At 40.6% G+C, this 21864-nt stretch carries 20 protein-coding genes; 4 read left to right on the top strand and 16 right to left on the bottom strand.

The genetic code is table 11. The features are described from left to right. Nucleotides 1-63 precede the first annotated feature (63 nt). The 3 genes from A6M13_RS15835 to A6M13_RS15825 are packed head-to-tail and all read right to left on the bottom strand — an operon-like array spanning nt 64 to nt 3960. Nucleotides 64-1314 carry a ribonuclease H-like domain-containing protein gene (locus A6M13_RS15835; protein WP_066548794.1) on the bottom strand — a complete coding sequence of 417 codons (1251 nt, stop codon included), beginning with the start codon at nt 1312-1314 and terminating at the stop codon, nt 64-66. Nucleotides 1315-1331: 17 nt separating this feature from the next. Then, on the bottom strand, nt 1332-3608 hold the full coding sequence (locus A6M13_RS15830) for a DEAD/DEAH box helicase (protein WP_066548791.1): 2277 nt from the start codon (nt 3606-3608) through the stop codon (nt 1332-1334). Beyond that, nucleotides 3598-3960, bottom strand: coding sequence for a DUF1798 family protein (locus A6M13_RS15825; RefSeq protein ID WP_066548788.1), 363 nt, complete (start codon nt 3958-3960; stop codon nt 3598-3600). The genes A6M13_RS15830 and A6M13_RS15825 overlap by 11 nt, the downstream gene beginning before the upstream one ends. A 237-nt stretch (nt 3961-4197) precedes the next feature. On the opposite strand from A6M13_RS15825, the gene recU reads away from it, so the two are divergent. From recU to A6M13_RS15810, 3 genes are all read left to right on the top strand, one after another. Continuing rightward, nucleotides 4198-4818, top strand: a complete 621-nt coding sequence (gene recU, locus A6M13_RS15820; protein WP_066548786.1) for a Holliday junction resolvase RecU — start codon at nt 4198-4200, stop codon at nt 4816-4818. A 31-nt stretch (nt 4819-4849) separates the two neighbouring features. Continuing rightward, nucleotides 4850-7573, top strand: coding sequence for a transglycosylase domain-containing protein (locus A6M13_RS15815; RefSeq protein WP_066548783.1), 2724 nt, complete (start codon nt 4850-4852; stop codon nt 7571-7573). A 179-nt stretch (nt 7574-7752) separates the two neighbouring features. Continuing rightward, nucleotides 7753-7944, top strand: a complete 192-nt coding sequence (locus A6M13_RS15810; RefSeq protein ID WP_066548780.1) for a DUF2187 family protein — start codon at nt 7753-7755, stop codon at nt 7942-7944. 149 nt (nt 7945-8093) lie between these two features. On the opposite strand, the gene A6M13_RS15805 is transcribed toward A6M13_RS15810, so the two are convergent. From A6M13_RS15805 to A6M13_RS15760, 10 genes are all read right to left on the bottom strand, one after another. After that, entirely contained in the window at nt 8094-9152 is a 1059-nt protein-coding gene (locus A6M13_RS15805; protein ID WP_066548776.1) for a DUF3137 domain-containing protein, read from the bottom strand. A gap of 15 nt (nt 9153-9167) precedes the next feature. Then, nucleotides 9168-9809, bottom strand: coding sequence for an HAD family hydrolase (locus A6M13_RS15800; protein WP_066548773.1), 642 nt, complete (start codon nt 9807-9809; stop codon nt 9168-9170). A gap of 72 nt (nt 9810-9881) precedes the next feature. Further along, nucleotides 9882-10241, bottom strand: coding sequence for a YpoC family protein (locus A6M13_RS15795; RefSeq protein WP_066548771.1), 360 nt, complete (start codon nt 10239-10241; stop codon nt 9882-9884). Continuing rightward, nucleotides 10234-10899 carry an endonuclease III gene (gene nth, locus A6M13_RS15790; protein ID WP_066548767.1) on the bottom strand — a complete coding sequence of 222 codons (666 nt, stop codon included), beginning with the start codon at nt 10897-10899 and terminating at the stop codon, nt 10234-10236. Before nth ends, A6M13_RS15795 begins: the two co-directional genes overlap by 8 nt. Before the next feature lie 3 nt (nt 10900-10902). Continuing rightward, nucleotides 10903-11616 carry a DnaD domain-containing protein gene (locus A6M13_RS15785; protein ID WP_066548765.1) on the bottom strand — a complete coding sequence of 238 codons (714 nt, stop codon included), beginning with the start codon at nt 11614-11616 and terminating at the stop codon, nt 10903-10905. Between the two features lie 186 nt (nt 11617-11802). Next, a complete protein-coding gene (locus A6M13_RS15780; RefSeq protein WP_066548762.1) occupies nt 11803-13209 on the bottom strand; it encodes a plasmid pRiA4b ORF-3 family protein in 1407 nt (468 codons plus the stop codon). A 152-nt stretch (nt 13210-13361) separates the two neighbouring features. After that, the gene (gene qoxD, locus A6M13_RS15775) at nt 13362-13643 is read right to left on the bottom strand and encodes a cytochrome aa3 quinol oxidase subunit IV (protein ID WP_066548760.1); all 282 of its coding nucleotides are present in this window, start codon (nt 13641-13643) and stop codon (nt 13362-13364) included. Nucleotide 13644: 1 nt separating this feature from the next. Then, nucleotides 13645-14244 carry a cytochrome aa3 quinol oxidase subunit III gene (gene qoxC / locus A6M13_RS15770; RefSeq protein ID WP_066548759.1) on the bottom strand — a complete coding sequence of 200 codons (600 nt, stop codon included), beginning with the start codon at nt 14242-14244 and terminating at the stop codon, nt 13645-13647. After that, on the bottom strand, nt 14244-16202 hold the full coding sequence (gene qoxB, locus A6M13_RS15765) for a cytochrome aa3 quinol oxidase subunit I (RefSeq protein ID WP_066548755.1): 1959 nt from the start codon (nt 16200-16202) through the stop codon (nt 14244-14246). The genes qoxC and qoxB overlap by 1 nt, the downstream gene beginning before the upstream one ends. Before the next feature lie 79 nt (nt 16203-16281). Beyond that, the gene (locus A6M13_RS15760) at nt 16282-17163 is read right to left on the bottom strand and encodes a cytochrome c oxidase subunit II transmembrane domain-containing protein (protein WP_066548754.1); all 882 of its coding nucleotides are present in this window, start codon (nt 17161-17163) and stop codon (nt 16282-16284) included. A 1063-nt stretch (nt 17164-18226) separates the two neighbouring features. Here A6M13_RS15760 and A6M13_RS15755 point away from each other — a divergent pair. Further along, nucleotides 18227-18541 (top strand): hypothetical protein, encoded by a 315-nt coding sequence (locus A6M13_RS15755; protein ID WP_066548749.1) that lies wholly within the window; start codon nt 18227-18229, stop codon nt 18539-18541. A 268-nt stretch (nt 18542-18809) separates the two neighbouring features. On the opposite strand, the gene asnS is transcribed toward A6M13_RS15755, so the two are convergent. From asnS to A6M13_RS15740, 3 genes are read right to left on the bottom strand one after another with little or no spacing between them, the layout of a single operon-like run. Further along, entirely contained in the window at nt 18810-20105 is a 1296-nt protein-coding gene (asnS, locus tag A6M13_RS15750; RefSeq protein ID WP_066548742.1) for an asparagine--tRNA ligase, read from the bottom strand. A 26-nt stretch (nt 20106-20131) separates the two neighbouring features. Continuing rightward, a complete protein-coding gene (locus A6M13_RS15745; RefSeq protein WP_066548740.1) occupies nt 20132-21325 on the bottom strand; it encodes a pyridoxal phosphate-dependent aminotransferase in 1194 nt (397 codons plus the stop codon). Between the two features lie 15 nt (nt 21326-21340). Then, the gene (locus A6M13_RS15740; protein WP_066548736.1) at nt 21341-21823 is read right to left on the bottom strand and encodes a cell wall elongation regulator TseB-like domain-containing protein; all 483 of its coding nucleotides are present in this window, start codon (nt 21821-21823) and stop codon (nt 21341-21343) included. Between the last annotated feature and the right edge of the window lie 41 nt (nt 21824-21864).

Here is a 21864-nt window from a genome sequence, read left to right as displayed (position 1 = left end):
AGACATACGTAGTTTCAGTATAGCATACAACTGATAAAATCATTCGTCGCAAACGTCGCAAAATTAATTTATTTCCCGCTTCTTCATTAAGCGTTTTAAACGATGCTGCAAACGTTGCTCGAACGCTTCTTTTGACTTCCATGGCAATGTTCGGTCAATGTGTACTTTTTGGAGTGCCGCCGTCGTCAGCTGATACGCATCGTCATATGCTTTATACGTATGTTCATAAATTTTTGCCGCTTCCTCATACGACTGCAAAGAAATCCGCATATCCTCTGCTTTTCGCCCCTCTAAAAATGATGCTAATGCTTCATCATACTGAGCACGTTTTTTTCGCTGCAAGCCTAAATAATAATGCGCCGTAAACGTTTCATACGCCTCATAGCTCTGTGTAACATTTGTCAGCACCTCTTCACTGCGCGCATGCTGTTTTAAATCCGCATACCATTTCCCGACATTCGTATACGCAACGACCGTTTCATTTGTAGCTTCCTCAAATAAGGTAATGCTCAAATGAATATACAATGTAATGAGCGATAATAAATCCCATTCATTATGCTTTAATACTTTTAGTAAGCTCGATGTTTCGCCGCTTTTAATGGCGTCCATATAAATAATCGGCGCTAAATGCCCTGGAATATCATCCTCACGTACAAAACCTAATTTCTGCTCTTCCACTTGCTTTAGTTTCATTTGTGCTAAGTCATTTTTCCAAAGACGCTTCGAGCTATGCAGTAAATCAATTTGACGTTGCTCACGTAAACGCGGAATGACACCTTGGCTAAATGTCCAGCGCGTTTGAAGCTGTGGCCAGTCAAAGCTTTTCCCGTTATACGTCACCACCGTTGCTTCTCGCTGCCACAATTTACTTTCAAAAAACATTGCTGCCTCATGCGCAGGGTCCGCTAACACATATTGTGTTAGCACAAAGTTTTTCCCACGACGCTCCAAAAAGCCCAGCAAAAAAATATGGGTGCCGACACCTTTTAAACCCGTTGTTTCCGTATCAAAAAATAAGAGTGTCTCGTCACTATCGGTCGCATATGGATGCGTTAAGCCCGCTTCTTCCCAGCGCATCATGACATCATCTAACATACCTAATGCGTACTGACCGTGCCGATACTGTTCATCATACGTAACCTCATATTTAAACACCGTGCCAAAATCATTGTCAATGCGGGTTAAGCCTGCTTGCTCCCAACGTTCGCTATAAAGCGGCGGCGCTGGTTTTTCATAGCTCGACTTTTGTGTAGGAGCAGTTGGTTCTTTTTTGATCATCTTTTTCATTTGCATTAACTTTTTTTCATAGGACATAGTACAGAACGCCTTTCTTAATTAAAAAGTTCACGTAACTGTGTCATTACGCGGATTGCTTGTTGCTTTGGCTCATCAAATGTCGCCTGGGCCCCAATACATGCCGGACAGCCATTTTCACAGCGACAACGTGTAATATGCTCGCGCGCTTTCTCTAATAACGGCCGCCACATATCATAGACCTTCTCGCTTAGACCAATACCACCTGGATAGCTATCATACACAAAAATGGTCGGTAACTCATTGTGTACGGCTTTTACTTGCGGTACAACATGTACATCCGCGCGGTCACAATGAATAAATAATGGAATAAACGAATTGATTGTATACGCAACATAATGGAGCACATCGGTCAATTGTTCCTTTGATAATTGCGATGGCGGTGTAAAGGATAACCATGTTGCGGTTGTATGCATTTCCATCGGTGGCAAATGAATTGGACCACTGCCAATATTGTCATGACTGTCAAAACGAATCTTTTTGAAAATAGTAGCTTGTGCTAGTAGCGATACGTCTCCAAAGCCTATTTTAGCGTCGGATAATACCAATTCTTTATCTTCGCTCATCACCTTTAGCTCCACTGCAAGATTCGCATCGGTGAAATAATCAACATCTACTTGTCGTACAAATGCTTTCTTCTCGTCCCAATCGAGTGTTTCGACTTGAAACTGAACACCTTGGTGCATATAAATCGCTTCTTCATGTAATAACGTCATCGCCGAATACGTATCCATCTCGCCAATAACACGCGTATGTGCTGGCACAGATTGGTCAATAATTACGACATTTTCTTGCGCCGCGGAACGCAAGCTAATATCATGTGCAGGGAATCGTTCATTCATCCAATGCCATGTGTCTGACGTTTTAAAGAGCACATGCTCGTCCACTAAATAATCCAGTAATTCCTCAATATGAAACTCTCCGTATAAATCATTCGTGCGAAACGGTAATTCAAATGCGGCACATTTTAAATGGTCCATCAGTATTAACATATTATCCGGTGAAATACGTGCTTCTTCCGGCTCTGAGCCAAAGAAAAAGTCGGGATGCTCAATCATATATTGGTCGAGTGCCGTGCTTTGCGCCACATAAATAATGAGTGCCGAATCTTGTCTTCTTCCTGCACGCCCTGCTTGCTGCCATGCTGAAGCAATATTGCCCGGATAACCGGTCATAATACAGGCTTGTAGTTGACCGATATCCACACCTAGCTCTAACGCATTTGTGCTGACTACGGTCCGAATCTCGCCATCACGCAACCCTTTTTCAATAACACGACGCTCTGATGGTAAATAACCACCACGGTATCCGCGAATGGTCGTATCTTGTAATTGATGCTTTGTAAATGCCTGTAAATAGGTGACGAGCATTTCAACTCGTACACGGCTTTTCGCAAAAACAATTGTCTGAATATGGGCATCGTACAATTGCTTTGCAATATCACGCACTTCTAGTACCGCAGAACGGCGAACACCGAATGCTGGATGAAGCATGGGCGGATTATAAAACACAAATGTTTTTTTACCAGTTGGTGCACCTGATTTGGCAATAAGCGCATGCGCCGTATTCGTTAAACTTTCCGCTAACTCTTTTGGGTTTTTAATCGTTGCGGATGTACAAATAAAGAGCGGGTCACTGCTGTAAAACGCACAAATTCGTTTCAGGCGGCGAATAACATGCGCCACATGCGAGCCAAAAACGCCTTTATACGTATGTAATTCATCAATGACGACATACTGTAAATTTTCAAAAAGCGATACCCACTTCGTATGATGCGGTAAAATGCCGCTATGCAACATATCTGGATTCGTCATAATAATATGTCCCGCTTTACGCACCTTTTGACGAATGCCTGGCGCTGTATCTCCGTCATATGTGTAACTTAAAATCTCTTCATCCATCGCTTCAATCAGCGCATGTAAATCGCTTTTTTGGTCTTGTGCAAGTGCCTTTGTTGGAAATAAATAGAGTGCACGTGCATGACGGTTCGTTAAAATCGTTTGCAGCACCGGCAAATGATAACAGTATGACTTCCCTGAAGCTGTCGGTGTAATTGCCGTAAAGGACTGCCCTGCCATTGCATAATCAAACGCCTCGCGCTGATGCGTATATAACTGTTCAATCCCACGCGCATGGAGTGCTTTGACAAGTGATGGCTGCATATCGCTTGGCAATGGTGCGTAGGTGGCTGCTGTTGCCTCAATCGTCCGAATCGCTTCAATCCGTTCCGCCATAGCAGCATCTTGCTGCCACGCTGCCACTAGCGCATCGACCGTTTTCTTTTTACTCAGCATATTGCGCCTCCTTTAGCGCTTTTAAAAATGTTTCGAGCGTGTACTTTGTTGATAAAATCGACTGCTCAAAGCGCTTTTTACTCGTTCCTTTATAAAATGATTGCACGACGAATTGCGTAAACGCTTCTTGTGCATTGTGTACTTGCATCGTGTGCATATATTTTGGTCGGTATCTTTGAATAAAAACATCCGCTTGTTGCTGCCACTGTAAAACGTGCTGATGCCAATAATCGGCATGTGGCTTTACTTCTTGAAAGAAATCTGGCTCGCGGTCCTCTTCACGCATTTGCCAAAAGCGCGCTAAGCAAGCCGTACACTCCTCAATGAGTTGCTCTGTTAATTGTTGTAGCATTATTTTGTCCTCCGCTTATATCCTTTGAAAAGCATATTTTGTACATGTATTATACCACTGAATAATCCGAACACGACAACTAGCATCACGCGCATAGTGTTAGCGGTCGAATAATAGCAATTTCCTTACGATTTTTTAGCATATTCCACCTAACGAAACTGTAAGACAGACGCTTCTTTTCTATTTTGAAAAACTTTGTTAAACTATGGCTTAGTGATAGAAAGCAGGTGAAGACATTTGGTTATTCGTTATCCTAATGGCAAGGCATATACACAAAAACAACCGACGTCACCCACAACAGCCAAAAAAGCAGTTGAAAAAAAACAATCATTTAGTAATCGTGGGAAAACATTAGAAGACGAAATTAATGAAGCAAACGAGTTTTATTTGCGCCAAAAGCTCGCTGTCATCCATAAGAAACCTGTTCCGCTCCAAATCGTCAAAGTAGAGTATCCATCTAGAAGCGCAGCAGTTGTACGCGAAGCTTATTTCCGCACACCTTCTACAACGGATTACAATGGCATTTGGCAAGCTCGTTATATTGACTTTGAAGCAAAGGAAACTGAAAATAAAACGTCCTTTCCACTAAAAAATATTCACGCACACCAAGTACAGCATATGCAAGCTATTGTTGAACAAGGCGGCATTACATTTGTCATTGTGCGTTTTTCGAAGCTTGAACGTTATTTCTTGTTATCGTTTGATGTGTTAAAAGAAGCATGGGATGCGATGCTCGTAGGTGCGCGCAAATCAATCCCGCTTGCAATTTTTGAAACATCTTGCTTAGAAATTCAAACGGGCTATTACCCACGCCTTGATTATTTAAAGGCGGTTGAACAGTTTTACGAACAAACATAAGATAGTTGTCTGTTGAAAGAGAGGGATTTACATGTCAGAGCAACAACCTCCTCAGTCACGTGGGGAGCGTCGCAAAGCAAAAAAGAAACAAACAGCAACCACACCAATTAGCAAATGGGTGAAACGTGTTATTTTACTCATTCTCGCAATTGGTGTGGTCGGCTTGATAACAGGTGGTGGTTTATTCGCCTATTACGCATCAAAAGCCCCTGAGCTGGATGAGGAGTTATTAAAAGACCCCATTTCTGCCGAATTTTTCGATAAAAATGGTGAACTATTCGCCACAATCGGTGCGGAACAACGAACATATATTGAATTTGATGATATTCCGCAAGATATGGTCGATGCCATTTTAGCAACGGAAGATGTACGCTTCTTCGAACATAGCGGTATTGATTTCCGTCGTTTAGCATCAGCTGTTGTTGCCAATCTTACACAAGGCTTTGGTGCACAAGGTGCGTCAACGATTACACAACAAGTTGTCAAAAACTCATTCTTTACCAATGAAAAAACGTTAGAACGTAAAGCACAAGAAGCATTTTTAGCGTATAAATTAGAGCAAGAATATTCAAAAGAAGAAATTTTTGAAATGTACTTTAATAAAACGCTGATGTCTGGTCGTATTTATGGCTTTGGCACAGCAGCTAAATATTTCTTCGGCAAAGAGCTGAACGAATTATCATTAGATGAAATGGCAACGTTAGCCGGCTTACCACAAAGCCCGAATAACTATAATCCATTTAACTATCCTGAAAATGCAGAAAATCGCCGAAATATCGTATTAAGTTTAATGGTACAGCACGGCAAAATTTCTCAAGAAGATGCCAATGCTGCGAAAAACTTATCAGTCGCACAAGCGGTACTTCCTGAAAATGAACGTAATCAATTTAAATCGTCTGATTACCCTGCCTTTTTACAAGTTGTATTAGAAGAAATCGAACGTTTCCAAACAGAAGGTGCTGAATTTACGCTTGATGAAGGCATTAAAGTATATACAACGCTTGATCCAGCAGCACAAGCCATTGTCGAAGCACAGCTAGCAGACGATGCCAACTTCCCGACAGAGGATATGCAAACAGGTGTTGCCGTCGTTGATACAAAAACTGGTGCATTACGTGCAATTGGTGGCGGTCGTCACTACGGAGCGGAACGTGGTTGGAACTACGCCTATAATTTAAACCGTTCTCCAGGTTCAACGATTAAACCGTTAGCCGTATACGGTCCCGTTATTGATAAAGAACAATGGTCAACAGGCACAACGATGATTGATGAACCGTATGAATACGATAGTGGTCAAGCAGTAACAAACTGGGATAGCCGTTATCACGGAGCTGAAACATTACGCTATGCATTAGCAACATCTCGTAACGTACCAGCTGTGAAAATTATGCACGAAATTGGCACAGAAGCTTCTGCTGACTTTATGTCACGTCTTGGCATTTCGATTCCAGACCATGGTGTCTATGAATCTGATGCGCTTGGTGGCGGGAATATTAGCCTTTCACCAATCGAGATGGCTGGTGCATATGCCGCATTCGGGAACAATGGCGTCTTTACAGAGCCTTACGTGATTTCATCTATTGAATTCCGCGATGGTTCAACTCAAAACTACACACCAGAATCAGTTGTCGCAATGCAAGATTATACAGCGTATATGATTACTGATATTTTACGTGATGTCGTTGCACAAGATGGCTCAGCGCGTCGTGCAGGTGTACGTGGAGTCGATGTTGCTGGTAAAACAGGAACAACCAATTACAGTGACCCATCGAAATACTCAAGTGGTGCAGTACCAGATACATGGTTCGTTGGCTACTCACCGAACTACTCGATCGCCGTTTGGGGTGGCTATGAAAATAGCACAACGCCAATTACAACGTGGGATGAGCGTTATATGCCACAAATTTTATTTAAAGGCATTATGACCGATTTATCGGACAATTTAGCAGACGCGCGCGATGAAGAGTTTAAAAAACCTTCTTCTGTATACGAGCAACAAATTGTTGTCGGCTCTGTACCATTACGTGTTGCTGCAGGTGGTGGACGTTATGAATTATTCGTTCGTGGCGGCTCTGGTGCGATCCAACAACCGATTGAAGAAGAGGAAGAAACTGAAGAAGTAACAGCACTTCCTGCGCCAACAGGTTTCTCAGCAACTGCAGATGGCCCAACAGCGAATTTAAGTTGGTCATATAACGCACCTGAAGGCGTAAGTAATGTACAATTCGAAGTGGCTGTCGCTGTTGATGGTGGCGCAACACAGACGATTACTACAACAAATGCAACAAGTGCAGCGTTTAGTCCATTAGAAGATGGAAAAAACTATACATTCACAGTTGTTGCACTTGCAGACGGTCAACGTAGTGCCGCTGCAGCAACAGGCATTAACTTAACGAATGCAACAGACGAAGACACTGAAGAAGAGCCAACTGAATCACCAGCAGAAGACACTGAAGATGTTCCTTCAACGGATGAGGAAGAAACGCCACCAAACAATAATGGCAATGGCAATAACAGTAACAACAATAATAACAATGGGTCTTCCAACAATAACGGTGGTAATGGAAACAACAATGGCAATACGGAACAACCGACGGAGCCTGAACAGCCTGCCGAGCCAACGCCACCTGTTGAAACAACACCGCCAACAGAACTAGAGCCTGAACAGCCTGTTGAACCGACACCACCTGTCGAAACAACACCGCCAACAGACCCTGTACCGACTGAACCTGCTTCAGAAACAGACCCAGCCTAATTTACACGATGGCAATGCTGTTACGTATAAATGAAGGTAAACAAAAAGAAGTATCACGTGACGACATGTCTCATGATACTTCTTTTCATTTTATCGGAGTATATAGTAGACATTCTACGCGTCTGTCGTTATTCTATTACCTAGTATAAACATATACAAAGTGGTAGGTGAACATAGTTATGACAAAAGCTAATATTGGCGACCGCATTCGCTTTACAAAAGATAAAGTGCAATTAGAAGGTCACGTAGAGATTGTCTACGAAAATTCTGTGATGGTAAGCATTGATAACACATTTTTAGAAAAAGCGTCACGTATTTTACCAAATGACCGTACAATCATTAGTCATAAAAAATACGATATTATTTCATAATCAATCACAGTGAAAACACAGAGCGGTAGGAGAAATTTTATCATTTCTCCTACCGCTTTTGTATGCTGAATAACACTCATTTACAAGCAAACCCTCTCTTTCACATCGATAGTAGCGCGCTTCATCGTACTTTCACGCCACATACACCTTTATACATCGGCTTCTTTGTCTAAAGGTACTAGTTGTTGTACACGTGTCGCAAAAGCCTCTACAATGCGTAATGGCATCATAATCCCTTTATAAATACTTTCTAGTTGTCGGTCCTCTATTTGTAAATGCATGCGTTCTTCCATTACATATCGGTTTCCTTTTATCGCTACATATACATGCTGTCCTTGTATATACATATCCATTTGACGAGCCGGAAAGTCATCACGTATTTGCGCTAACGTTTGTTGTAGTGCTTCGTTCAGTAGCATATTTATTTCCGCTTCGTCATTAGAATGCACACGCCAATGGTCCTGAAAGAAATCATGCCCGACATCCAGACGGTCCAACGTATTTAATTGGTCATCATACTTCACTAATTGTTTATATGACCATTTCGACATTTGTTGCTGCATCATCATACCCCAGCTTGTCGTTGAAAATGTTCCTGATAACAGGCGATGCTGTCCGTTACATGCAAAAGGCAAATCAATAACGAGTACGGTCCCTGAGAAAACTTCTAGCAATGTCGCATCCATATGTATGTCTTCATTGCCCGATGATTCATCAAATAGCTGCACCATACTACTTTTAAAATAGATGGGCTGTTGTAAGTCGGACAATTCCATCGTTCCCGATAAAAAATCACTACCTTCTACAGTGCAACCTTTATAACGCCAAAGAGAGGATGAAAAAATCACCTCATCATACAGCTTCTCCTCCGGTACATAACGCGCTGTGAGCGGCATTTTCGTCCGTCCATAACACGTTTCAACCGCCTGAATAACCGGTAATACAACATGCTTACGATAATGCTCAGCATATGCAATAATGCCGGCTTGCTTGCGCCGTTGCCGTACAATCATGCTATAAATTAAAACGCCTAGTAACAACAGTGACAGCCACCAAATATCCACTAAAAAAATAACAGCAAGTATAATCAATACAATATTGGCAACAATGTGGAACCATGTATTTTTTAATAACTCGGTTCTATGTAATTCCACATCAAATTCTTCTACTTTTAAAGCATCCTGCACTTCTTCAAATTTTGGATACATCGAACGCACCTCACTTTAGCGTAACAGCGCTGTATGTAAAGATGCGACATCTACTACAATTTGCTGCGCCCCTGCTTGTCGTAGTTCTTGTTCATCACCGTACCCATATGTAACACCGATTGTAGCAAGCTGGTGCGCTGCTGCCCCCACCATATCATGCAGACGATCTCCAACCATAACGCACTGTTCAGGTTCGCACTGTAACTGACGTAATACTTCAGCAATGACCTCTGCTTTTGCAGAACGCGTACCATCTAACTCACTGCCAATGATTACATCAAAATAAGTCGCTAACTGAAAGTGCTCTAAAATCGTCACTGCAAATACTTGTGGCTTTGACGTTGCCACTGCTAACGTTTTACCTGAAGCCTTTAATGCTTGCAACATCGGTATAACGCCATCATATACTTCATTTTCAAACATGCCTTGCGCAACAAAATATTCTCGGTAATACGCAATTGCTGCTTTTGTTTTTTCGTCGTCAAAGCCCCACTGTGTAAATGATACAGCTAATGGTGGTCCAATAAACGACAGCAATTGTGCTGTCGTTGGCACCTGCTCCCCTAGTTTTTTAAACGCGTACTGAATCGCTCGTGTAATCCCGTCTTGTGGGTCAGTTAATGTGCCATCTAAATCAAATAAAACCGTTGTCGTCATGTAATCCCTATCTCCTTTACTATAGCGATATGAAAAGGTCGCTAAGAATATGCTTCCTAGCGACCTGTTGCTTCATGCTTTTTTTGCTTGTGCACGTAAGCGCGCCATCCGTTTTTTCGTCTCTTTAAACAGCTCATCTAATTGACGATAGCAAGCAAATTGCCCTGGCTTTGCTTTAATAAATAAAAAGCGCTCCACACCGTTAATGGGCATACAAATCAGTTCACTATTTGCTTCAATCGCCGTTGATGTCGTATTAGACGCGTGCAAGACGAAATTTTCATATAATGTAATCGCCTCTAACATCTGCTCTTTTACCGCCTTGTTTCGTGCGGTATGTAGCTCCTCAATTTTTGGCTGCATGGCTTCCCACTCGCGAAACCAAGCATCCACTCGCTCTTTTTCGATTGCTTCAACGCGTACATTACTCACCTGTTTTCACCAGCCCTTTTTTCAGACGCTTTTGCCCTTCGCGACAATCCTCTAATAACGGACATGCATGGCATCCTGGATTTTGTGCTTTACAATGATAACGTCCAAAGAAAATCATTTGATGGTGTGCCTTACTCCAGCGCTCAATTGGTGTTTTTTTCATAATCGTTTGTTCAACTTCTAATACATTATCTTTCCAACGGCATAAACCTAAACGCTTTGAAATGCGTTCAACATGTGTATCAACTGCCATTGCAGGTACATCAAATGCTACGGATAATACAACATTTGCTGTTTTACGCCCAACACCTGGTAACGTTACTAAAGCGTCACGGTCTGCTGGAATTTCCCCACCATAAACCGTTAATAGACGTACACAAAGTGCTTGAATATTTTTCGCCTTATTACGGTATAAGCCAATCGAGCGAATATCGTTTTGTAGTTCCTCTAGTGACACTTGTAAATAATCTTCGGGTGTTTTATATTTTTGAAATAAATCCTTCGTCACACGGTTTACTAATGCATCTGTACATTGCGCAGATAACAATGTCGCAATCGTTAGCTCAAACGCATTGTCATGCACAAGTTCACAATGTGCATCTGGATACATCGCATCCATCGTATCCAAAAATTGTAGCCATTTTTGCTTTGACAACATGTCCTAATCTCTCTCCTCTAGCCAATTATAAAATTCAAACTGTTCGCTTTGTTGAGGCGCTGCTTTTTCTGTTACGATGCGTGGCTGTACCGCTGTTCGGAACTGTGCCGCCTGCGTTTGCGCCTGCTGTACGGTTTGAATATTTTTCTTTTTCCATTCAAATAAAATACGGTCAATATAACGCAAGCTCACTTTCCCTGCAATGACCGCCTCTTTTAGTGCCTCTTTAATTAGTGCTGGTGTGTGTGCATCTTGATCAATCCACATACCAATCGTTTCAATTTCTATCGGTGATAATAAGCGTCCTAACTCCTGCTCAAACATTTGGAAAATATCGCTCTCTTGCGTTTTTTCCTGCTGCTCTTGTTGTTCCACTTCCTGCTTCTCATAATGTAAGCAAATTTTCTCCCATAGTGGATAAATCGTATATTTCTCAAAAATCATGCCTTGTTCATTAATTCCTTGGCGTAATTCAATAAAGCCATGTTGCAATAAACGCTGTAATTTCATCGTGACTGCATGTGCGGATAAATGCATATGACGCGCTATTTCAGCAGGCGTTGGGAAATCATTCCCTTGCTCATGGAAATTCATCATATGCAGAAGCATCATCGCTTCGTCATCTTGAATGTTCAATTCTTTATAGCATTGAAAGAACAGCTGTGGCACAGATAATTGACGCTGTTCCGTCCAAAAACGGAGTCGATTGTTTGTCATACGTAGTAGACTCCTTTCACATTATCGGTTTCTCTATTTTAGCATAAAGCACTCTTACTTTGTGTATCTATGCCTTTGTTTTCTCGGAAAAAATCGCTCGCCAAATAAGAAAAACACCACCCCAAAAATACAGACGTTTCTGGGTGGTGTTTCCTTCCCTAATTAAAGGTATTTCCGGCTATGTTGTTACTTCCCACAGCATTTTTTATACTTTTTACCGCTGCCACATGGACAGTCATCATTACGGCCAACTTTTTGTTGAATCGCTTTTTGTGGTGCATTTTTAGCTTGTAACTCTTTTGTTGTATAGCCACGGTTTTCCCATAAGCGTGTCGTTACAGCTACATCACTAATGACTTGTAAATAATCGTTCATACGCTCTTTTTGTGCTGGCATATGTGCTGTTAAGAAATCATTGATAAACGTGTTAAAGTTCGCGTCTACCCCTTGTAAACGCACGACTAATTCTAGTACTTTGTCGTGTGCTAATGCTTCGTTACCTTCATAAAAATCATGTGCTAACATCGTTGTTAATTTTTGCTGATATGGTGTTGCTTCGACATAGCTTGCATCCGCATAACGCATAAACTCGCTATATACTGGAATATAAAATGATTTTTTAAACGTGCGGCGTACAAATGCTTGACGATTTTCAGCACGGTCTAACGCTTCATGTACAAACACATCATTGTAGACAACAACTTGATTGTCTTTTAAAAGCGCCACATTATTTGCATCTAGTAAAATTGCTTGCAGCTCTTTTACGTGCAATTGCTCATGTGCATGGTGCATTTCATATAAACGTAAGAAATCACGCACGCTAATAATCCCGTATAAATTGACAGCTGCTTTCACATACTGTAACGCTTCTGGTAACGTCGTTGTCTGTTGCGTCACAACAGCTTCTTTTGGCGCTTCACTAACTGATGCTGTCTTTTCTTCCGCTACCGGTGCTGTCGCTTTCGGGCCACGGTACGGGTCTTCTAGCACTGTGTAATTATCATGCTGAATGTGTTCCCACTGTGTTTTACCGTATTTCACCTGTTTTAACATTTCATTGATTAATGCTTCATCATATTCTTTAAATGATTGATGTGATGCCCACTCACGCATGTTTTTATGATCTGAATGTGTTTCATCATTGTACGCTGTTAAAAACTCCTTGAAGCCTTCTACACCGCCTACATCATCTGCTGGTGCTGTGCCTTGTCCCGCTAATAACGTTGGGAACCCAAAATAATAATCTTCAACAATTTTCTCAACGGTAATCGTTAAAGTCCAGTAGTCACCAAAATCATATAAATAGCTGAATGTTTGTCCTACTTCCATATACGCATCAATTTTTAAACGCGTTGGTGATTTCACCGGTTTTCCTTTATATGATTTGCGCTTTGCTTCGTCCACACGCTCCGAGTCGTTTGTGACGATTAACTGCTCAAATTCAAATTGATATAAATGGCTGTCGGTAAAGTTCGTTACCGTTTGAATCGTTTCATGTAAACGATTGAATGTTGCACCTGCTGGTAATACAACTTGACGTGTAACAGCTGGTTGCAACTCATTGAATGTAATGTTTAAAATATAAGCTTTCATAAGTCACCTCTACCTTTTAGCATACGCTAAATCGAACAAATTTTCGAGCGTTAATTCGTAATTTTCACGAGAAATCTATGAATATCGACACTTTTGCATAAAAAAACAGCTTGCATCCCAAAATTGAGATACAAGCTGTTTTCGTTTGGGAATTACATATCCCAGTTGAAGATTAATAATGAACCGAAAACTGTCATAACAGCAATTACCATACCGTATAATACGTTAATGTAAATTGCCCATTTGTCTTCTGACTCACCAGCGTGCATGAACACGACTAATTGTAGTGTTGCTTGTAAGAATGCTGTAATAATTAATACAGCCATACCCATACCAAACGACATGTCTAGGAAGTATACTAACATCGCCACTACTGTTAATACTAGTGAGAAGATGAAGCCCATTACTTGACCTTTTGGAAAGAATTGTGCCATATTACAACATTCCTTTCAGATAGATGAAGCTGAAGATGAAAATCCAAACAACATCTAAGAAGTGCCAATACAGTGAGAAGATAAATGCTTTGTTCGCTGTAATTGGGTTTAAACCGCGTTTAACGATTTGGATGATAATTGAAATACCCCAGAATAAACCGAATGTTACGTGAAGTCCGTGAGTACCTAAAGTTGTTAATAAAGTAGATGTGAAACCTGAAACTGTAATTCCAGCGCCTACGTGTACGTAGTGGAAGAACTCATAAATCTCAACACCTAAGAACACAGCACCTAAAATTAAAGTAACAATCATGAAGTTAACTGTTGCTTTTTTAGAGCCTAATCGCATAGCATGGACAGCTAAACCGATTGTGAAACTACTTGTTAAAAGTACGAATGTTTCAATTAAAACTGGTCCGATTTCGAAAATCTCTGCACCAGTAGGGCCGTTACCTGTACGACCTTCCATTACAAAGTAACATGTAAATAATGTCGCGAAAAGCATGATTTCGGCACCTAAGAAAATCCAGAAACCTAAGATCTTTAAGCGACCTTCTTCTGTTTGATATTCTAAAGGTTTTGAAGTATCAACATGAGCCATTATTTAATCGCACCTCGCTTTTCACGTTCAATTTCTTCGATTTCTTCAACTTCAAAGTAGAAGCCGTGATCATCTTCAAATGAACGGTGTAACATACAACCAAGTACCCCGATTAAGCCGATGATTGCGCCAATCCAGATAGAGAAGATTAAACAGAAACCTAAGATAAAGAAGAATACGTTCATGATAAATGGAACGCCTGATTTGTTAGGCATGTGAATTCGCTCGATTTTTTGACCAGCGAATAAGTCCATGTCTTTGCCACCATATTTGTGATCCCAGAATGCTTCACGAGATTTAATTTGTGGTGTAACCGCAAAGTTGTACTCAGGAATTGGCGTGTTAGTTGCCCACTCAAGAGAACGTGCATCCCATGGGTCTGACGAAATATCGCGAGACGCATAACGGAAGCTGTAGTAAATGTTATACACTAACATTAAGAATGAAATTGTCATGATAATCGAACCGATGAACGCTACCATGTTTAAAGTTGAATAACCTGTTACTTCTGAGTAAGTGTAACCACGACGTGGCTGACCATCTAAACCAGTGATGTACATTGGAATGAACGCAAGTACGAAACCGATAGACATTACCCATGCAGTTGCTTTACCGATTTTCTCGTTAAGCATGAAACCAAATAATTTTGGCCAGTAGAATGTTAAACCTGCTAACATCGCGTAAACAACACCTGGGATGATTACGTTATGGAAGTGGGCTACTAAGAACATTGAGTTGTGGTATTGGTAGTCAGCTGCTGACATCGCAAGCATAACCCCTGTTACACCACCAAGAGTGAATAATGGGATGAATAACATCGCATAAAGCATCGGTGTTGTCATCTCAATCTTACCTTTGTAAAGCGTGAATAACCAGTTGAAGATCTTAACCCCTGTAGGAATCGCAATCGCCATTGTTGTGATTGAGAATACAGAGTTTGTTAAAGCGCCTTGACCCATCGTGAAGAAATGGTGAGTCCAAACACCGAATGAGAATACTGAGATTATGATCATTGAGAAAACCATTGACGTGTAACCGTATAAGTTACGACGAGCGAATACTGGAATGATCTCAGAGTATAAACCGAATGCTGGTAAGATTAGGATGTATACTTCAGGGTGTCCCCAAACCCAGAATAGGTTGGCCCAAAGCATGTCCATACCACCGTTATCCGTTGTAAAGAATTGCGTACCTGCTAAACGGTCTAATGTACCCATAGCTAAAGCTACTGTTAATACAGGGAACGCGAATACGATAATAACGTTTGCGATTAACGCTGACCAAGTGAACATAGGCATACGCATTAATGTCATACCTGGAGCACGCATACGGAAGATTGTCGTCATGAAGTTAATACCTGTCATTAACGTACCAAGACCAGCAATCTGTAAAGAAATCATGTAATAGTTTGTTCCTACTGAAGTAGAGAACTCGTTACCCGCTAATGGGAAGTAAGAAGTCCAACCTGCATCTGGTGAACCACCAACGATGAATGATAAGTTGAACAGACCCATACCCATGAAGAATAACCAGAAACTTAATGAGTTTAAGCGTGGGAACGCTACGTCACGAGCACCAATTTGTAATGGTACAAGGAAGTTAAAGAAGAAAATAATGAATGGCATCGCCATGAATAGGATCATGACAACCCCGTGTGTTGTAAATACTTCGTTATAGTGTTGAGAATCTAAGAAAGTATTCTCAGGCATTGCAAGTTGGTAACGTAACATTACTGCGTCTACGCCACCACGGAATAACATTACTAATGCTACAATCAGGTACATGATACCGATTTTCTTATGGTCTACAGTAGTAATCCACTCACGCCATAAGTAGCCCCATTTTTTAAAGTACGTGATACCTGCTACGATAACGATCGCACCTAAAACAATGGAAATCATTGCCATATAAATTAAGAAACTTGGATGTGGTATGGCAAATCGCTCAAAGAATTCCATCTTTTCGTAACTCCTTCCAGATGATTTATTGCTTGTTCGCTACGAATAATTAATGTGTCATCAATTAACTAGCTGAAAATTATTCGTGTCCAACTTCTGCATTTGGATCACGTTCGCTCACTGGGCTATGTGGACCAGGAGGCGGTGAGAATTCTAAGTGAGTACCTGTGTACGTAGATGTACCTAAGTGACCAGGCTCTAATAATTCTTCAAAAATTTCTTCTGTAAGTGGTTCAGCAGTTTCGTGAACTTCTTGTACCCACTCATCGAATTCAGCTTGAGTCATTGCTGTTGTAAGGAATGTATTTTCAGCGAAACCTACACCACTGAAGTTACCGTTACGGCCCATGAACTCACCTGGTTGGTCAGCTGCTAAATGTAAAACTGTTTCCATGTCAGCCATCGCATACTTTTGACCACCTAATTGTGGAATCCAGAAACTTGTGATTGGTCCGTGAGAATATAAACGGAACTCAAGAGCACGGCCTGCTGGAATGTATAGGTAGTTTACAGTTTCGATATTTTCTTCTGGATAGCTGAAGTGCCATTTCCAGTTTGAAGAAGACGCATATACTACTAATGGTTCTGTATCTTCGTATCCTTGTGGAACCGCTTCTACGATGTAGTTTGATTTTACAGAAACTACAGATAAGAAAATAACGATAATTACTGGGATACCGATACAAATTGCCTCTACAAGCATGTTACCTTCAATATGAGGTGGCTCGTAATCAGGGCTTTGTTTCGATGCACGATATTTATATAGCATTACTGCCATAATTGTAAATACCGCAATAACAATTGCAGACATAACGTAAATTAATAACATTGTGTCATCTGCTTGTCGCTGAGCTTGAGGACCTTTAGGGTCTAGCACTAATAATGGTTCACATGCGCCTAAAACAATCGCACTTAAAGCCATCATAGTAGCAAATAAAGTCCCTTTCATCTTCGCTTTCATAGGTGGACTCCCTTCAATCAAATTGACTGGCTAGAACTGTCATATCTACCCACTAAACATCGTTCTTATGACCATATCCAATAGATACATATGGCATTCCGAAGTAAATAGAATGTGTAAATTCTTCAACAGCGTATTGCTGTAACTCTCCCTCCCTTACAAATGTCACAAGTGCATCAATCCAATAATAATGTAGTTTACAATTACATGAAGCTTGAAGGCCACATTACGGAAAAATGCAAATATGTAATATGACAAACAATTATTGATTTCTTGTGCCATGTAAGCAGAAAGCTTTGGTAACTTTGTCGAACGAATCCCCTATATATCATTTATATTGAAACAATTTCACTACAAAACCGTCCCATTCATAAAGGATATATATCCGCAGCACAAACAAACTTTAATAGCTTTTGTCTACCGCTTTTACAGCTAGATAAGTTCATAAGGCTAAACAGCACTACCAACCGGATTTTTACACGATTTATTACCCCTCTAACCTACTCAAATTTTATGTGAAGTTGCCCAGGAAGTCAAAGTAATCTCAACACATAATTCCATTTAAATAACAATTCCAATATAATTTACCTTTTATATTTGTCAATTTATTCCCTTGTAATAATCACCCAAAGTCAGTTACATCAAGGGTTTGAGATACTTTCTGAAACCCATTTGAATTATGACAGTTCTATGGCAACATATGAATTTTTTATTAATTCAAAAGACATTATCCACCCTTTTTAAAAGGATAATTATCCCTTTAATTGTATTATTAAGGTCATATTTTATTTTTTTAACAATAATATTTGGTAATTAAAGGTTGTTTTCACGCCATTCGTCATCATTTTGTCAAAACTATTTTCAAATTCATCGTTTTCTATGCGCGTTGGCTTTTTTCTTCACTGTTCTTTCACAAAGAGTTCAAGGTCTTTTTAATTTCTCCAATTATAATAGTAGAAACCCCTATTTATTTTTCCGTGAACTATGTGACACCTTGTATAAAAGATGGTATTTTATTAGTAGTTCATTGAACAATATACATATTTAGAAAGGAGCTTCCACAATGACTGAATTTTTAACGAATCCAACGCTCGTGATTGTGTCACTTATTTTAACAATTGTCGGGATTATTGCAGGTATCGTCTTGCATAAAATGACGGATTATAACGCTTGGATGATTTGGGGCGCTATCTCTACACTCATTTTCTCTTGGACTTCTTCTGTCTTCCTTGGTTATTTCTTTAACTTAGCAACGAATGGTATTGATGACGCGATGCTGATTATGCTAATTTTATGGGTACCACTATTTTTCGGTATTGCGATCGTCGCCTTCGTATGGGGTTATGTAAAATACAAAGGCATTACGATTGATTTATAAACAGAAAAAAAGAGGTTGAGACAAAACAAAGTGTTAGGAGAAATATCGTCATTTCTCCTAACACTTTTCTGCTTTCATCGTCGTTAAATTTTCGAGCAGGCTTTTCTGCGGTACGGCTCGAGCCTGTAGTCTCTCGCTCGTACTGTTCCGCTAGAAGTCCGCTCTTCATTTAACGACGACGTATCAAATGTTTATCATCGAACATCGGTGGGATTGATTTGGATTATCCTTCTGTCCCAGCCTCTTTTCGTTATGCGTCACTTCCCTATTAAGGGTATAGACGGTTTAATAAACGTGGGAATGGAATGGCTTCACGAATGTGCTCTGTTCCTGAAATCCACGCAACTGTACGCTCTAAGCCTAGACCGAAGCCTGAGTGCGGCACAGAACCTTGTTTGCGTAAATCTAAATACCAAGCATATGCGTCCATTGATAAACCATGGTCTTCTAAGCGTGATTTTAATAAATCGTAATCGTTAATACGTTCAGAGCCACCGATAATTTCACCATAGCCTTCTGGTGCAATTAAGTCTGCACATAATACGACATCATCACGCTCTGGGTGCGGCTGCATATAGAATGGTTTAATACCGACTGGGTAGCACGTAATGAATACTGGCTTGTCGAAATGGTTCGCAATTGCCGTTTCATGTGGTGCACCGAAGTCATCGCCCCACTGAATATCATCAAAACCTTCTTTGTGTAAAAACTCAATCGCTTCATCGTATGAAATACGTGGGAATGGCGCTTGTACATTTTCAAGTTTCGATGTATCACGTCCAAGACGCTCTAAATCTAACTTACAGTTTTTCAGTACAGATTGAACGATATGTGATACATATTGCTCTTGTACTTCTAAGCTTTCGTCATGCTCTGTGAATGCCATTTCTGGCTCAATCATCCAGAACTCAATTAAGTGACGACGTGTTTTTGATTTTTCTGCACGGAATGTTGGACCGAATGAGAAAACTTTTCCTAATGCCATTGCTGCTGCTTCCATATAAAGCTGACCAGATTGAGATAAGAATGCATCTTCATCGAAATATTTCGTATGGAATAGTTCTGATGTTCCTTCTGGTGCTGAACCTGTTAAAATCGGTGGGTCCATTTTTGTGAAACCATTGTCGTTAAAGAATTCGTAAGTAGCACGAATAATTTCGTTACGAATTTTCATAACAGCATGTTGCTTACGAGAACGTAACCAAAGATGACGGTTGTCCATTAAGAACTCTGTTCCGTGCTCTTTTGGTGTGATTGGGTAATCTTTTGCTGCGCTAATTACTTCAATACCTGTTACATTTAACTCTGCACCGAATGATGAACGCTCATCTTCTTTTACTTCGCCGATAACGTACATTGATGTTTCTTGCGTCATTCCTTTCGCAACTGCGAATAATTCTTCGCCAACTTCAGCCTTTACAACAACACCTTGTGCAAAGCCTGAACCGTCACGTAATTGTAAAAACGCCATTTTACCACTTGCACGTTTGTTGGCTAACCATGCGCCAATTTTAACTGTTTCGCCAATATGTTTTGGCATTTCTTGAATTGTAATTTTTTTCATAATGTCCTCCAAATTGTACGAAGAAACTACGCTTGCCATTTACTTTCTACAAAGTTATGCATACGTGTTACCGCTTCTTCTAATAATTCTAATGATGTCGCATATGATAAGCGGATTGTACTTGGTGCACCGAAGCCTGAGCCTGGTACAACAGCCACATTTGCTTCCGTTAATAATGCTGTTACGAAATCATCGACTGAATCGTAACCTGTTTTTTGTGCTGCTTCTGATACATCTGGTAGTAAGTAAAATGCACCTTGTGGCTTTAACACTTGGAAACCTGGAATTGCACTTAACTTCGGATAAATCACTTCTAAACGGCTTTCAAATGCTTGACGCATTGTTTCTACCGCTTCTTGTGAACCATTGTATGCTTCAATTGTCGCATATTGTGCTGTCGTTGTCGCGTTTGACGTTGAGTGAGAAGCAAGGTCTGTCATCGCATTAATGATGCTCGCATCACCTGCTGCGTACCCGATACGCCAGCCCGTCATTGAGTGTGATTTTGCCACACCATTTACAACGATTGTACGTGCTTTCACACTGGCAGAAAGTTGTGCGATTGAGTAGTGCTCTACCCCATCATAAACAAGCTTTTCATAAATTTCATCTGAGATGATGAGTAAATCTTTTTCCTCTGCTACTTTCGCTAACTCAGCTAGCTCTTCTTTTGAGTAAATCATACCCGACGGATTACTTGGAGAGTTAATAATAACTGCTTTTGTTTTGGCTGTTACAGCATCACGTAACTGCTGTGCTGTAATTTTATATTGTTGTGCCGCTGTACCTTCTACATACACCGGCTTCCCACCAGCAAGCTTTACTTGCTCTGGGTACGATACCCAATATGGGATTGGAATAATCACTTCATCGCCTTCATTTAAAATAACTTGGAATAATGTGTACAGTACATGCTTTGCACCAACACCTACCATCACTTCATTTGCTTTATACGCTAATTGATTATCACGCTCAAGCTTTGCAATAATTGCTTGCTTTAATGCTGGTAAACCACCCGCTGGCGTATACTTTGTGAAACCTTTATCCATCGAGTCTTTTGCTGCTTGTAAAATATTCTCTGGTGTGTTGAAGTCAGGTTCACCTGCTCCTAGACCAATTACATCTACGCCTTGCTCTTTTAGTTCTTTCGCTTTAGCGGTAATCGCTAAAGTCGCTGATGGTGTTAATGTTTGTACACGATTCGCTAATAAATGATTCATGAATGGATTCTCTCCTTACAAATTTAAAATGCGCTTCCACCCGTTACCATCTTTATGGAGAAAATAGACGTAATTCAATTGGTCGTCCGCATCAATATACGTTAGTTCCCATACAGCGCCGGGTTGTTCGAAGCCTAGCTTAGCATGAAGCAGCTTATTGACTTCTTGCTCGCTACGTAAAACATCTAAAGCTTGTTCTTGCGTAATACCGTCCTCTAAAAATACTTCCTGTATGAAATCCACTTCTAGGCTCGTCGGAACAAAGACAGCTTTTTCTTTACCATTTTCGTCTACCCCGAAAACGGTAATATACGATTTTTGTCCATTGTACGTATATGAACTTGTTACATCGCTAACATACGCTTCACTTAGCGCAAGTTGTTCCGCTTGTCGCTCAATACTCGCAAATGGCGCATTTGCTTTCCAAAGTACACCAATCGTAATGACAAGTGCTAAAGAAACAAAAAATACGGAAATAAACGTAATCCAATTTTTCATGTGCTCACCCGCTTCATGCCATATGTCGGACTACTTTTATA

The sequence above is a fragment of the Caryophanon tenue genome (assembly GCF_001700315.1).
GTDB classification, from domain to species: domain Bacteria; phylum Bacillota; class Bacilli; order Bacillales_A; family Planococcaceae; genus Caryophanon; species Caryophanon tenue.
The sequence above is the reverse complement of the archived record's forward strand: the minus strand, read 5'-3'. Positions and strand labels throughout refer to the sequence as shown.

Excerpts from the sequence above, each read along its gene's own strand:
- nth (WP_066548767.1), bottom strand. The coding sequence starts at position 10,899 with ATGTTGTCAAAGCAAAAATGGCTACAATTTTTGGATACGATGGATGCG.
- qoxD (WP_066548760.1), bottom strand. The coding sequence starts at position 13,643 with ATGGCACAATTCTTTCCAAAAGGTCAAGTAATGGGCTTCATCTTCTCA.
- A6M13_RS15780 (WP_066548762.1), bottom strand. The coding sequence starts at position 13,209 with ATGAAAGCTTATATTTTAAACATTACATTCAATGAGTTGCAACCAGCT.
- A6M13_RS15755 (WP_066548749.1), top strand. The coding sequence starts at position 18,227 with ATGACTGAATTTTTAACGAATCCAACGCTCGTGATTGTGTCACTTATT.
- A6M13_RS15815 (WP_066548783.1), top strand. The coding sequence starts at position 4,850 with ATGTCAGAGCAACAACCTCCTCAGTCACGTGGGGAGCGTCGCAAAGCA.
- qoxB (WP_066548755.1), bottom strand. The coding sequence starts at position 16,202 with ATGGAATTCTTTGAGCGATTTGCCATACCACATCCAAGTTTCTTAATT.
- A6M13_RS15800 (WP_066548773.1), bottom strand. The coding sequence starts at position 9,809 with ATGACGACAACGGTTTTATTTGATTTAGATGGCACATTAACTGACCCA.
- A6M13_RS15805 (WP_066548776.1), bottom strand. The coding sequence starts at position 9,152 with ATGTATCCAAAATTTGAAGAAGTGCAGGATGCTTTAAAAGTAGAAGAA.
- A6M13_RS15810 (WP_066548780.1), top strand. The coding sequence starts at position 7,753 with ATGACAAAAGCTAATATTGGCGACCGCATTCGCTTTACAAAAGATAAA.
- A6M13_RS15830 (WP_066548791.1), bottom strand. The coding sequence starts at position 3,608 with ATGCTGAGTAAAAAGAAAACGGTCGATGCGCTAGTGGCAGCGTGGCAG.
- asnS (WP_066548742.1), bottom strand. The coding sequence starts at position 20,105 with ATGAAAAAAATTACAATTCAAGAAATGCCAAAACATATTGGCGAAACA.
- A6M13_RS15740 (WP_066548736.1), bottom strand. The coding sequence starts at position 21,823 with ATGAAAAATTGGATTACGTTTATTTCCGTATTTTTTGTTTCTTTAGCA.
- A6M13_RS15825 (WP_066548788.1), bottom strand. The coding sequence starts at position 3,960 with ATGCTACAACAATTAACAGAGCAACTCATTGAGGAGTGTACGGCTTGC.
- qoxC (WP_066548759.1), bottom strand. The coding sequence starts at position 14,244 with ATGGCTCATGTTGATACTTCAAAACCTTTAGAATATCAAACAGAAGAA.
- A6M13_RS15835 (WP_066548794.1), bottom strand. The coding sequence starts at position 1,314 with ATGTCCTATGAAAAAAAGTTAATGCAAATGAAAAAGATGATCAAAAAA.
- A6M13_RS15745 (WP_066548740.1), bottom strand. The coding sequence starts at position 21,325 with ATGAATCATTTATTAGCGAATCGTGTACAAACATTAACACCATCAGCG.
- A6M13_RS15760 (WP_066548754.1), bottom strand. The coding sequence starts at position 17,163 with ATGAAAGCGAAGATGAAAGGGACTTTATTTGCTACTATGATGGCTTTA.
- A6M13_RS15785 (WP_066548765.1), bottom strand. The coding sequence starts at position 11,616 with ATGACAAACAATCGACTCCGTTTTTGGACGGAACAGCGTCAATTATCT.